The organism is Agrobacterium sp. 16-172Ci (assembly GCF_053522725.1).
Genome location: NZ_JBNWBW010000001.1, coordinates 346,244 through 359,557 on the forward strand (window position 1 = coordinate 346,244; position 13,314 = coordinate 359,557).

Genomic DNA, 13,314 nt, shown 5'->3' on the forward strand with positions numbered 1-13,314 from the left:
AGATTTCCTCCTCCCAACCTCTCTGGAGACTGACATGAAACTCAACCGACGCGCTGTGATGGGCGGTCTGGCTCTCGGCATGGCTTTTGCGGGCCTCGCTCAGCCGGTTCTGGCCAATGAAATCACGCTCAACGTTCTTTACAACCTGCCGGGCTTCACCAAGTTCCATCAGCCGCTGGCCGATGAATTCATGAAGAAGAACCCGGACGTAAAGATCAACTTCCTCGCTCCGGCCGCCGGTTATAATGAAGGCCAGCAGCAGGTTCTGCGTTCCGCCGTAACGGGCAATCTGCCGGATGTTTATTTCTCGGGTTACAACCTGACGGCGGAACTCGTTCACACGCTCGCACCACGCAACCAGATCACCGATCTTGGCCCGTTCATTCAGGCTGAAGGCGGTCAGGCCTTCCTCGACAAGAACTACAGCCCGAAGATGGCGGCTCTCGGCCAGATCGACGGCAAGCAGTATGGTCTGCCGGTCAACGCGTCCTCGCCGATCATCTACATCAACTCCGACCTCGTCGCCAAGGCTGGCGGCGATCCGGACAAGATGCCGACGACCTTTGCGGAGCTCATTGCTCTCGCAAAGAAGATCAAGGCTCTCGACCCCAAGTTCGCCGGCATGAGCTACGACATCAACGGCTGGCCGGATGACTGGTTGTGGCAGGCGCTCATCGTCGAACAGGGCGGCAAGCTCGTTGACGAGAAGGCCAAGACCGTTGGCTTCGATAACGAGATCGGCCTCAACGCCCTGAAGATGACCCGTCAGTTCGTCACCGAAGGCGGCCAGAACCTGCTCGACTGGGATCAGTCGCGCCAGCAGTTCGGTGCAGGCCTCACCGGTTTCATCTTCTCGACGCCTGCCCATGTTCAGACGATCCAGGGTCTGGTCGGCGACCGCTTCAAGCTGAAGACCGCGACCTTCCCGCTCGACAACAAGGAAAAGGGCGGCGTTCCGACCGGCGGCAACTCGGCTGTTATCCTGACCCAGGAAAAGGCCAAGCAGGACGCCGCCTGGAAGTACCTGAAGTGGATCACCGGTCCGGAAGCGCAGAACACCATCGTTCGCATCACCGGTTACCTGCCGACCAACAAGCTGGCCACCGGCCCGGACTTCCTCGCTCCTTATTATGTCGAGAACCCGAATGTGAAGACCGCTTCGCTTCAGGCTGACCGCTCTCTGCCCTGGGCCGGTTATCCGGGTGGCGATTCCGTCCGCATCTGGCGCACCCAGCGCGATATCATCGGCACCGTCATGCGCGGTGAGGTGACGCCGGAAGCCGGTCTCAAGCAGATCGTCGAGCAGACCAACGCCCTGCTGAAATAAGCAAAATCATCGAAAAGGCTGCGGGGAAATCCGTTCCCGCAGCCATTTTGCGCAGAAAGACCTCTTATGAAGATCATCCAGATCACCGACACCCATCTCGTACCCCCCGGCATTGCTGTAAACGGCGTCGACCCGGAAAAGCAGCTGCGCGCGGCGGTGGCCGATATTGTCGAAAAACATGCCGACGCCGATCTTCTTGTGATGACGGGTGATCTTTGCAATTACGGCGAGCCGGAAGCCTATGAGCTGCTTCGCGATATCCTCGCGCCCGTCTCGATCCCCGTGCGGTTGATGCTCGGCAATCACGACCGCCGCCCGGAATTCGTCGCGGCTTTTCCGGAACAGCCGCGTGACGATAACGGCTACATCCAGTCCTTCATCGATACCGAATTCGGTCGGCTGCTGTTTCTCGACAGCCACGAGGCCGATGTGATCGGCGGCATATATGGTGCGGATCGTCTGGGATGGCTGGAGAGTGCGCTGGAAGGCGCGGGCGACCTGCCGGTGACGGTGTTCATTCATCACCCGCCGATGGATTGCGGCATCCGCCATTTCGAACATATCGGCATGCATGATGACGGAGCTGTCATGCGCCGTCTCGCCGCTCATCCGGCCGGTATACGTCATATCATTTTTGGCCATATCCATGTGCCGATGGCAGGCACGACCGCCGAAGGCATCGCCTACAGTTCCGGTCAGGCCTGCGCCCACCGTTTCATCACCGATATCGATGTTGTCGATCCGCTGTGGACGGGCGGTAATCCCTGTTACCGGGTCATAAGCCTCGGCGCATTCGGTCTGCGTGCCTATGATGCGGAAGTGGGGCAGGTTGTGCTCGGTCAGGCGCCTGTCTGCGAAGGCCCCTGACACCGGACGTTTCCGTGTTGCACGGAAATGACCTTCGCCTCGTCGCCTGTTGGCGGTGGTGAGGGAGAGATTTTTGACGATTGCAAGGCTGCGGTGGCGAGAAGACCCCCGTGGCCTGTCGCGCCGATGCGCCACTTCTGGTTTGTTGAACGGGATGTGATGCGTCGGAACCATGGTTCCGTGCGCACCCTTGATCTATGTCAGTTTCATCGATGAAACTGCACGTCATAGTCGCCGAAAGGTGGCCAGCCGAATGCCGTGCCATCGTGATGACAGATCATGGAGAATTGCATGCTTGAAAAGCGTATCCGCAACGCGTCCCTCTTGAACAGGATCGTCAGCGCCGAAGAGGCCGCCAGTCTCATTCAGGACGGCATGACGGTGGGCATGAGCGGCTTTACGCGCGCCGGCGAAGCGAAGGCGGTGCCGCTGGCGCTGGCCGAGCGCGCCAAAACGAACCCCATGAAAATCACCCTGATGACCGGCGCCTCGCTCGGCAACGATCTCGACAAGACCATGGTGGAGGCGGGCATGCTGGCGCGTCGCATGCCGTTCCAGTCCGATCCGGCTTTGCGCAGGGCGATCAATGACGGCAAGGTGATGTTCATCGACCAGCACCTTTCCGAAACGGTCGAGCAATTGCGCGGCGGCCAGATCCACGGCGTCGATATCGCCATCGTTGAAGCAGTTGCGATTACGGCAGACGGCGGCATAGTGCCCACCACCTCCGTCGGCAATTCCGCAAGCTTCGCCATTCTGGCGGACAAGGTCATCGTTGAGATCAACCTGTCGCAGCCCGAGGTGCTGGAAGGGCTGCACGACATCTTCATTCCCGCCAAACGCCCGACCCGCATGCCCATCCCTGTCGTGGCGACGGACAGCCGTGTGGGCCTGCCGTTTATTCCGGTGCCGCCTGAAAAGATCGCCGCCATCGTGCTGAGCGACAAGAGCGACAGTTTCTCCACGGTGCTGCCGCCGGATGACGAGACCAAGGCGATTGCCGGCCATCTCACCGAGTTCCTGCTGAACGAGGTGCGTCATGGTCGCATGACCCATGAACTCCAGCCGCTTCAGGCCGGCATCGGCACCATCGCCAATGCGGTGATGCATGGTTTCATCGACACGCCGTTTCACGATCTGAAAATGTATTCGGAAGTCCTGCAGGATTCGACCTTCGAACTGTTCGATGCTGGCAAGCTGACCTTTGCCTCCGGTTCGTCGATCACGCTTTCTTCTGTCATGAACGAGCAGGTGATGCCGCGACTGGGCGATTACAAAAGCAGGCTGATCCTGCGTCCGCAGGAGGTGAGCAACCATCCGGAAGTCATCCGTCGCCTCGGTATCATCGGCATCAACACCGCGTTGGAATTCGATATCTACGGAAACGTCAATTCCACCCATGTCGGTGGCACGCATATGATGAACGGCATTGGCGGTTCCGGCGATTTTGCCCGTAATGCCTATATGTCCATTTTCGTTACCAAGTCGATCGCCAAGGGTGGCGCGATCTCAAGCGTGGTGCCGATGGTCAGCCATGTCGATCACACCGAACATGATGTCGATATTCTGGTCACCGAAACGGGCCTCGCCGATCTACGCGGTCTCGCCCCCCGCGAGCGCGCGGCTGTCATCATCGCCAATTGCGTCCATCCCGATTATCGCGATGCACTGGCTGACTATTATCACCGGGCGGCAGCGCGGGGCGGGCATACGCCGCATCTCATCGAAGAGGCGCTGTCGTGGCATCAGGCGCTGCGGGAAAAGGGCACGATGCGACCTCAGCAATAGGTGTTGAAACAGGGTGTCCACTTGCCGGTTTTTCGATTAGTAATTGGGTCTGTTTGGACACACCGCTGGGGAAAGTGCCCGCCACGCCGCTTAGGTTGCTGGCGCGACTGTTCCGCCTCCGGTAGAAAATCCTCTCCTCCCGGCCGCTATCGAGCTGCCTCAGGGTTGCAGGAGAGTGATGTAATGCCCATTCGCTTCGTCGCCATGATCGCGATTGTCGCCCTGCTTGCCGGTTGCGGCGGGCGGCCGATCGGTGTGATGACGCCAACGGGACAAACTGTGGCTGGTACGACGCCGGTCAATCTCCTCGTTGCGACAACGCGCGCGCCTTCCGAAAATCCTGCGGTTCTTTTCGGCGGCGAGCGGGGAACGGGGCTGAAGGTCGATGCGGTCACGGTTTCCATTCCGCCTGCTGCCAACCGCAAGGTTGGTCAGGTGCAATGGCCGAAAAAACTGCCGCCCAATCCGCTGAAAGATTTCACCACGGTTGCGATTGAGCCGATCCGCTCCGAAGCAGAGACCAGAAGCTGGATCACTAAGCATATCGCGAAGGACCGCCGGGTGCTGGTCTTCGTGCATGGTTTCAACAATCGTTACGAGGAATCCGTCTATCGTTTCGCCCAGATCGTCCATGATTCCGGCACGGATGTCGTGCCTGTCGTGTTCACCTGGCCGTCGCGCGCAAGCATCTTCGACTATAATTACGATAAGGAAAGCACCAACTATTCCCGCGATTCGCTGGAGGAGATGCTGACGCGGCTGGCGAAGGACAAATCCATTCGCGAAGTCACGGTCATGGCCCATTCCATGGGCACCTGGCTTGCGGTGGAGGCGCTGCGCCAGATGGCCATCCGCAACGGCCGCGTTGATCCTAAGATCAGCAATGTCATTCTGGCGGCGCCTGATCTCGATGTGGACGTCTTCAGCCGGCAATTCACCAGCCTCGGCAAGATACCGCCGAAATTCACGCTTTTCGTCTCGCAGGATGACCGCGCGCTCAGCCTGTCGCGCCGCATTTCCGGCAATGTCGATCGACTCGGTCAGATCGATCCTTCCGTCGAGCCCTATCGCAGCCAGCTTGAGAAGGCTGGCATCACGGTTCTCGATCTCACCAAGCTGCAATCCGGTGATCGTCTGAACCATGGAAAATTTGCCGAGAGCCCGGAGGTCGTTCGCCTGATCGGCGACCGTCTTATCGCGGGCCAGACGGTGACGGATTCCGACGTCGGTCTGGGCGAGGCGCTGGGTGCCGTCAGTATCGGTGCCGCGCAAACAGTCGGAACCGCGGCCAGCGTCGTGGTCAGCGCGCCGATTGCGGTCTTCGATCCACGGACGCGGGAGAATTACGGCAGGCAGGTGGAGCGGCTCGGCCGTTCCGTCGAAAACACCGTCGGATCGGTGGGCGATACAGCCGGTTCCGTGGTGGACGATCAGGCGGTTCAATCCTCCAGAGTGAATTGCGATGCCGCCGCCAATCGAAACCGGGCGGAATGCCGTAGCCGCTAAACGACAATGCGTGCAGGGTGGCGAAAACGTTAAGCGTTTTTGTCATCACGCGTCCGCAGATTTGTATACACCTTGTATTTTTATCTGTATGGTCAGGTCCATAACCCAACTTCCGGAGTAGACCCCCATGCGTTGGAAACGCACCCTCCAGCTTCTCGATGTTCATTGTGAAGGCGAAATCGGCCGTGTCGTCACCGGCGGCGCGCCGAAAATCCCCGGCAACACCGTGGCCGAACAGCTTCACTGGATGAATACCGATCCGCAGGGAGAGGCGCTTCGTCGCTTCCTGACGCTGGAACCGCGCGGCACGCCGATGGGGTCGGTCAATCTTCTCCTGCCGCCGAAGCACCCGGATGCGCACGCCGCCTTCGTCATTCTCCAGCCAGATCAGGCGCATGCCAGCTCCGGGTCCAATTCCATCTGCGCCACGACGGCGCTTCTGGAAAGCGGCATGGTGGAAATGCAGGAGCCGGAAACCGTCATCATCCTCGAAACGGCGGCCGGTCTGGTCAAGGCCACAGCCACCTGCCGCGACGGTCGTTGCGAAAAGGTCAAGCTGACCATGGTGCCATCCTTCGTGCATGAGCTGGATGTCAGCATCGACACACCTGAATGGGGCAGGGTGACGATGGATATTTCCTATGGCGGCATTTTTTATGCGCTGGTCGATGTCCGCCAGATCGGCCTCACCATCGAAAAGGCCAATGCGGCAAAGCTGGTCTCGGCGGGCATGATCCTGAAAGATCTGGTCAACCGCGAAATGACCGTCGTTCATCCGGAAATTCCGGCCATTTCCGGCGTTGCCTATGTCATGTTCCGCGATGTGGATGCGGATGGCTCCATCCGCACCTGCACCACCATGTGGCCGGGCCGGGCGGATCGCTCGCCCTGTGGCACCGGCAATTCGGCCAATCTCGCCACGCTATATGCGCGCGGCAAGGTGAAGGTGGGAGACGAGTATAAATCCCGCTCGATCATCGGTTCGGAATTCGATGTCGGCCTTTCCACCGTCACCGAGGTGGCCGGCCGCCCGGCTGTCATCCCCACCATTGCCGGACGCGGCTTCACCTTCGGCCTGCATCAGGTGGGTCTCGATCCCTTTGATCCGCTGGCCGATGGTTTCGCCATGACCGATGTCTGGGGTCCGGAAGCGGGCAACATCTGAGCGCGCTTTAAAAAAATGACATTTACGGCTGCCTGATCGTGTCGGGCGGCTGTTTTCCCGCGACAAAAGATGCTAAGCGGGCGCAATTCCATCATGCTCCGAGGTATCCCGATGAAGTCGCTCACCCTGCGCCGCCCTGATGACTGGCACCTGCACCTGCGTGATGGGGCAATGCTGGAAGGGGTGATCGGGGATACGAGCCGCCATTTCGCCCGCGCCATCATCATGCCGAACCTGGTGCCGCCGGTCGTCACCACGGCCGATGCCCGCGCCTATCGCGAACGCATCGTCAAGGCCATTCCCGCGGGTGACCGTTTCGAGCCGCTGATGACCCTCTATCTGACCGAGGACACGCAGGCCGACGATGTGGAAGAGGGCAAAAAAAGCGGCCTCATCACTGCCGTAAAGCTTTACCCGGCGGGTGCGACCACCAATTCCCATGGCGGTGTGCGCGATTTCAACAAGGCCATGCCGGTTCTGGAACGCATGGCGAAGATCGGCCTGCCGCTTTGCGTGCATGGTGAGGTGACGACGCCGGAAGTCGATATTTTCGACCGCGAGAAGGTGTTCATCGATACGGTTCTGGAGCCTCTGCGCCAGCGCCTGCCGGAACTCAAGGTGACGATGGAACACATCACCACCCGCGATGGCGTGGATTACATCAAGTCGTCCAAGGCCAACATCGCCGGCTCCATCACCACCCATCACCTCATCATCAACCGCAATGCCATCTTGGTCGGCGGTATCAAGCCGCATTATTATTGCCTACCCGTCGCCAAGCGCGAAGAACACCGGCTGGCGCTACGGGCTGCCGCGACTTCGGGCGATGCACGCTTCTTCCTCGGCACGGATTCCGCTCCGCATGTGGACCCGCTGAAGGAATGCGCCTGCGGCTGCGCCGGCATCTATACCTCCATCAACACCATGAGCTGTCTTGCCCATGTCTTCGAGGACGAAAACGCCCTCGATAAGCTGGAAGCCTTCGCTTCGCTCAACGGCCCGGCCTGGTACGGTCTTGCGCCGAACGAGGAAACTATCACGCTGGTCAAGCGCGAGGAAGCGGTGGCCTTTCCTGAAAAAATCGAGACGGGCGCCGGGCCGGTCACCGTGTTCGATCCGATGTTCCCGCTCCATTGGGATGTGAGTTGATTTTTTAACCGCCGGCACTGCCGGCGGTTTTGTTATGGTCCCCAGGCATTCGCCCTTCGGCGTCGCCTGCGGATGCCTGCAATGCTGAACCGAGACGTTGTGCTTTCCGAAAACCGATCCGGGTTTTCGGAGCGATAAACCAAGGCCGAAAAAGGAGAACGCCTATGAACCATTTCACATTCACTGACCGCGCCGTCGTTGCGGAACTGGTTGCGAAGATGTTGTGGGAAATCAAGGCGGTCCATTTTAATTCGGAAAGCCCCTACACCTTCGCTTCGGGCATGAAGAGCCCGGTGTACATCGACATGCGCAAGCTCATCTCGTTCCCGCGCATCCGCTCCGCCGCCATGGATTTCGCGGCGGCGGCGGTGATGCGCGAGGCCGGTTTCGAGAAGTTCGACTGTGTGGCAGGTGGTGAAACGGCGGGCATTCCCTTTGCCGCTTTCCTTGCCGAGCGCCTCGGCCTGCCGATGATCTATTGCCGCAAGAAGCCAAAAGGCCATGGCCGCAACGCCCAGATCGAAGGCCATATGCCGGAGGGAGCCCGCGTTCTCGTCATCGAGGATCTGACGACGGCGGGCGGCTCGATGTTCACCTTCATCGACGCCATCCGTGCGGCGGGCGGCATTGTCGATCACGGCATCGCGCTGTTCTATTACGGCATCTTCGAAGAGGCCGAAGCGCGCTTCGCCAACGGCAATGTCAAGCTGCATTACCTGACCACCTGGCGCGATGTTCTGGCCGTTGCCCGGGCTGAAAAACTGTTCGACGAGAAGACCCTGTCGGAGGTCGAAGCCTTCCTCGATAACCCGCTGCCATGGTCGGCAAAACGCGGCGGTGTCAGCGAATTGCCGCAATCTTAATTTCGGATGCGGCCAGCCCGGTTTTGCGGCTGGCCTTCCGATCGATCTTCGTCTAAATCGATTTAAGTCCATTTGATTTGCTGTTTTGAGGAGGACCGTAATGATCCTGTGTTGTGGTGAAGCTCTGATCGACATGCTGCCCCGGCAGACGACGCTGGGCGAGGCGGGTTTTGCCCCCTATGCAGGCGGAGCGGTCTTCAACACGGCGATTGCGCTGGGGCGTCTCGGCGTTCCCTCCGCCTTCTTTACGGGCCTTTCCGATGACATGATGGGCGATATCCTGCGGGAGACCCTGCGCGCCAGCAATGTCGACTTCAGCTATTGCGCCACCCTTTCGCGGCCGACCACCATCGCCTTCGTGAAGCTGGTGGATGGCCATGCGACCTATGCCTTCTATGACGAAAACACCGCCGGCCGGATGATCACCGAAGCGGAGCTTCCGGCACTGGGCGCCGATTGCGAGGCGCTGCATTTCGGTGCGATCAGCCTTATCCCGGAGCCTTGCGGCAGCACCTATGAGGCGCTGATGACGCGCGAGCACGAAAGCCGTGTCATCTCGCTCGATCCGAATATTCGCCCCGGTTTCATCAAGGACAAGCAGTCCCACATGGCCCGCATCCGCCGCATGGCGGCCATGTCGGATATCGTGAAATTCTCGGATGAGGACCTTGCCTGGTTCGGGCTGGAAGGCGATGAGGACACGCTTGCCCGCCACTGGCTGCATCACGGCGCAAAGCTGGTCGTCGTCACCCGTGGCGCCAAGGGCGCGGTGGGGTATAGCGCCAATCTCAAGGTTGAAGTGGCCTCCGAGCGGGTGGAAGTGGTCGACACTGTCGGCGCGGGTGACACCTTCGATGCCGGCATTCTTGCCTCGCTGAAAATGCAGGGTTTGCTGACCAAGGCGCAGGTTGCCTCGCTGACGGAAGACCAGATCAGGAAGGCTCTGGCGCTCGGCGCGAAAGCGGCCGCTGTCACCGTTTCGCGGGCCGGCGCGAACCCACCCTTTGCGCATGAAATCGGTTTGTGATGAGCGCGGTTGAACCATTTTGAAAAGGTGGTTCAACACTCTTCCCGGCTTTAGAACCGTAAAAAACCGTTATTTCGATATTATGAAGCTTGTGTCCGCTGTTTTTTCACGAAACAAGCATCGCATGAGCGTTCCCAAGTCCCATCCTTTCGATTTCGACCCGACCTATGGCATGCAGCGCGAGCAGCTGCTGGCCATCACCCCGCCCGAAGCGCCGCCGGGCTTCGATGATTTCTGGAAAAAGCGCTATCGCCGCGCGCTCGCCACGGATCCCCGGCCGGTGCTGCGCAAGAGCAGGCTCAGCGACCCCCGCTGGCATGTCCTTGATATGACCTACACCTCCACCGGCGGTTTTCGCATCGGCGGGTGGCTGCTTTTGCCGCGCGAAGGGCAGGTGCGTCGCGGCCTCGTTGTCGGCCATGGTTATGGTGGGCGAGGGGAACCCGATTTCGACGTGCCGGTGGAAGAAACGGCCGTGCTGTTTCCCTGTTTTCGCGGGCTTTCGCTGAGCGCCTGTCCGCCGATTTCGTCCGACCCGTCGCTTCATGTTCTCTATAATATCGACAGGAAAGACGATTACATCATCGGCGGCTGCGTCGACGATCTGTGGGTTGCCGTTTCCACGCTCATCAGCCTCTATCCGTGGTTGGAAGGGCAGGTGGGTTATAGCGCCATCAGTTTCGGCGGCGGCATCGGTGCCCTGGCCATCCCTTTCGACGAGCGCATTGATCGCGGCCATCTTGTCGTGCCGACATTCGGTCACCGGCCTTTCTGGCTGACGTTGCCCACCGTTGGCAGCGCGGATGCGGTTCAGACCTATCAGAAGACCCATGCCAATGTGCTTGAGACGCTTCGCCTGTTCGATGCCGCCTGCGCCGCCACCCGCATAAAGGTGCCGATGCTGGTCGCGCCCGCGCTTTTCGATCCGGCGGTCGCGCCGCCCTGCCAGTTCGCGGTGGCCAATGCGCTGCCGAAATCAAAATTTAATGAAATATTCATCCTCGACGCCGGGCATTTCGATTACCCTGACAGCGCATCGCAAGATGCGGTCCATAAGGACAAGGTCAGACGGTTTTTCAAGGTGCCATGAAACGCGAATATCTCCGCTGGTATAGTCAAAGGCTCCATCGCGACATGGAGCTGTTAATATTCGGACATTCCGGCGCCAGGGTGCTGATGTTTCCCACCCGCGACGGGCGTTTCTTCGAATATGAGGAACTGGGTCTTGTCGGCAGTCTGGCCGACAAGCTGGAGGCGGGCCACCTTCAGCTCTATTGCATAGAGGGGCTTGCCAGAGAGACCTTCTACGCGGCCGGGCATCATCCCGCCGATCGCATTCGCCGCCATGCCGCTTTCGAAGAGTATATTCTGAACGAAGTGCTGCCGCTGATGGCCGAGAAAAACCCGAATAACGATACGATCGTGCAGGGTTGCAGCCTGGGTGCGTTTCAGGCCGCCAGTCTCGTTTTTCGCCACCCGCATCTTTTTCGCAAGCTCGTCGCCTTTTCCGGCCGTTACGATCTGACGATGAAGGTGGAATTCTTCGGCGATCTGTTCGATGGCTATTACGACGACGACATCTATTTCCACATGCCGAGCCATTTCCTGCCGGGCCTCGCCTGCCCATGGCGGCTTGAACACCTGCGCCGCATCGACATGGTTTTCACCATCGGCGATGCTGACCCGTTTCTGGACAACAACCATCATCTGAGCCGGGTTTTATCGGAGAAGCATGTGGGGCATCAAATGCATGTCTGGGATGGCCGCGCCCACCGGGCGGGCGCGTGGCGCAAGATGGCGGAGCTTTATATTTAAGGCCGCCGCATAAAAAAGCCGGAGGTGTCTCCGGCTTTTAAGATTGCGGTCGTAACGTCACTCAGCCTGCCAGACCGGCCAGCGCTTTCACCAGCCCCTGCGTAGAGCTGTCATGGCCGGCAGCGCTTTCCTTGCCTTCCACGACCGGCAGCAGGCCGGTCGCCAGTTCCTTGCCAAGCTCTACGCCCCATTGGTCGAAGGAGTTGATGCGGAACAGCACGCCTTCGACGAAAACGCGATGCTCATAGAGCGCGATCAGACGGCCAAGCGCGAACGGCGTCAGCTTGTCGTAGACGAAGGTAATGGAGGGGCGGTTGCCGGTGAAGACGCGATGCGGCGCGATGAAATCGGCGAGTTTGTCTTCCATGCCCTTGGAGGTGAGCTGGGCTTTTGCCTCAGCCAGCGTGCGGCCCTTCATCAGCGCTTCCGATTGCGCCAGGCAATTGGCAATGAGAAGCTGGTGCTGGTGGCGCAGTTCGGGCTCGAAACCGTTGGCGGCGATCATGAATTCGGCCGGAATGACGCTCGTGCCCTGGTGGATGAGCTGGTAGAAGGCGTGCTGGCCATTGGTGCCGGGCTCGCCCCAGACGACCGGACCGGACTGGCCTTCGACAGGCGTGCCGTCGATGGTCACACCCTTGCCGTTCGACTCCATGTCAAGCTGCTGCAGATAAGCCGGGAAACGCGACAGACGCTGGTCATAGGGCAGGATCGCCCGGGTCGGATAATTCAGCACGTTGCGGTTATAAAAACCGATGAGACCGAGCAGCATCGGCAGATTTTCACGGATCGGCGCTTCGCGGAAGTGCCTGTCCATGGCATGCGCACCATCCAGGAACTTGCCGAAATTATCCGGCCCGATGGCGATCATCAGCGGCAGGCCGATGGCCGACCAGATCGAATAACGTCCGCCAACCCAGTCCCAGAAACCGAAGATGCGGTCGCTTTCGATGCCGAAGGCGGCAACCTTTTCCAGTGCGGTGGAAACGGCGGCGAAGTGATGCTTGACAGCGGTTTCACCCAGTTTCTCGGCGATGAAGCGGCGCGCAGTGGCGGCATTCGTCATCGTCTCGATGGTGGTGAAGGTCTTCGACGCGACGATGAACAGCGAGGTTTCCGGGTCGATAAGCTTCAGAGTATCGGCGATATGGGCGCCATCGATGTTCGAGACGAAATGCGCACGCGGGCCGTCATGGAAAGGCGCAAGCGCCAGCGTCGCCATCACGGGGCCGAGGTCGGAACCGCCAATGCCGATATTGATGACGTCGGTAATCTTCTTACCGGTCGCACCCTTCAGCGAACCGGAACGGATCGCCTCGGCAAACTTGCCCATGGCGGTGAGAACGGCGTTCACGTCAGGCATCACATCCTTGCCGTCCACGAGAACCGGCGTATTGGAGCGATTGCGCAGTGCGGTGTGCAGCACGGCGCGGTCTTCGGTGAAGTTGATCGCCTTGCCCGAGAACATCTCCTCGCGCTTTGCCTCGACGCCACCTTCGCGTGCGAGCTGTTCGAGAAGCGTGACGATCTCCTCATTCACGGCGCATTTGGAATAGTCCATCAGCAGGTCATCGAATTTGGCGCTGAAACGGCTGAATCTCTTGTCGTCGGCCGCAAAGGCGGCGCGAAGATCGGTTGCGGCTGTGCTGCTCGCCGTTGCTTTCAGTTTTTCGATGGTGGCCTGCATCTTGTGCTCCTCGGCTTCCGTGGAAGGATGAGGAAACTATTCTTTTTCAGGCGGCCAAATCAAGGCGACTTTGATAAAAGAAAAGGGCCGGGACGAAAGAAAGAGCCGGTCGCCCGGCTC

The 13,314-nt window shown here is 59.7% G+C and carries 11 protein-coding genes; 10 read left to right on the forward strand and 1 reads right to left on the reverse strand.

Features of this window, described 5'->3' with window-relative positions:
- Positions 1–34 precede the first annotated feature (34 nt).
- The 10 genes from ACQZ40_RS01730 (at position 35) to ACQZ40_RS01775 (ending at position 11,507) form a co-directional block, all read left to right on the forward strand.
- Complete coding sequence (locus ACQZ40_RS01730; protein ID WP_065654552.1) at positions 35–1,327, forward strand: ABC transporter substrate-binding protein; 1,293 nt, start codon at positions 35–37, stop codon at positions 1,325–1,327.
- A 66-nt stretch (positions 1,328–1,393) separates the two neighbouring features.
- Complete coding sequence (locus ACQZ40_RS01735) at positions 1,394–2,194, forward strand: phosphodiesterase (protein ID WP_448747275.1); 801 nt, start codon at positions 1,394–1,396, stop codon at positions 2,192–2,194.
- A gap of 291 nt (positions 2,195–2,485) precedes the next feature.
- Positions 2,486–3,982, forward strand: coding sequence for an acetyl-CoA hydrolase/transferase family protein (locus tag ACQZ40_RS01740; RefSeq protein WP_174038771.1), 1,497 nt, complete (start codon positions 2,486–2,488; stop codon positions 3,980–3,982).
- 183 nt (positions 3,983–4,165) lie between these two features.
- A complete protein-coding gene (locus tag ACQZ40_RS01745; RefSeq protein WP_174035534.1) occupies positions 4,166–5,488 on the forward strand; it encodes an alpha/beta hydrolase in 1,323 nt (440 codons plus the stop codon).
- A 127-nt stretch (positions 5,489–5,615) separates the two neighbouring features.
- A complete protein-coding gene (locus ACQZ40_RS01750) occupies positions 5,616–6,653 on the forward strand; it encodes a 4-hydroxyproline epimerase (RefSeq protein ID WP_271044864.1) in 1,038 nt (345 codons plus the stop codon).
- 111 nt (positions 6,654–6,764) lie between these two features.
- On the forward strand, positions 6,765–7,802 hold the full coding sequence (gene pyrC, locus ACQZ40_RS01755; protein WP_080856948.1) for a dihydroorotase: 1,038 nt from the start codon (positions 6,765–6,767) through the stop codon (positions 7,800–7,802).
- Between the two features lie 164 nt (positions 7,803–7,966).
- Positions 7,967–8,665 (forward strand): orotate phosphoribosyltransferase, encoded by a 699-nt coding sequence (locus ACQZ40_RS01760; protein ID WP_003520012.1) that lies wholly within the window; start codon positions 7,967–7,969, stop codon positions 8,663–8,665.
- A 100-nt stretch (positions 8,666–8,765) separates the two neighbouring features.
- Positions 8,766–9,692 (forward strand): carbohydrate kinase family protein, encoded by a 927-nt coding sequence (locus tag ACQZ40_RS01765; RefSeq protein ID WP_003520009.1) that lies wholly within the window; start codon positions 8,766–8,768, stop codon positions 9,690–9,692.
- A gap of 124 nt (positions 9,693–9,816) precedes the next feature.
- Positions 9,817–10,782, forward strand: a complete 966-nt coding sequence (locus tag ACQZ40_RS01770; RefSeq protein WP_448747276.1) for an acetylxylan esterase — start codon at positions 9,817–9,819, stop codon at positions 10,780–10,782.
- The gene (locus ACQZ40_RS01775) at positions 10,779–11,507 is read left to right on the forward strand and encodes an alpha/beta hydrolase-fold protein (protein ID WP_174043866.1); all 729 of its coding nucleotides are present in this window, start codon (positions 10,779–10,781) and stop codon (positions 11,505–11,507) included. The genes ACQZ40_RS01770 and ACQZ40_RS01775 overlap by 4 nt, the downstream gene beginning before the upstream one ends.
- A 61-nt stretch (positions 11,508–11,568) precedes the next feature.
- Here ACQZ40_RS01775 and pgi read toward each other — a convergent pair whose 3' ends face one another.
- Positions 11,569–13,194 carry a glucose-6-phosphate isomerase gene (gene pgi / locus ACQZ40_RS01780; RefSeq protein ID WP_338810004.1) on the reverse strand — a complete coding sequence of 542 codons (1,626 nt, stop codon included), beginning with the start codon at positions 13,192–13,194 and terminating at the stop codon, positions 11,569–11,571.
- Positions 13,195–13,314: the final 120 nt, after the last annotated feature.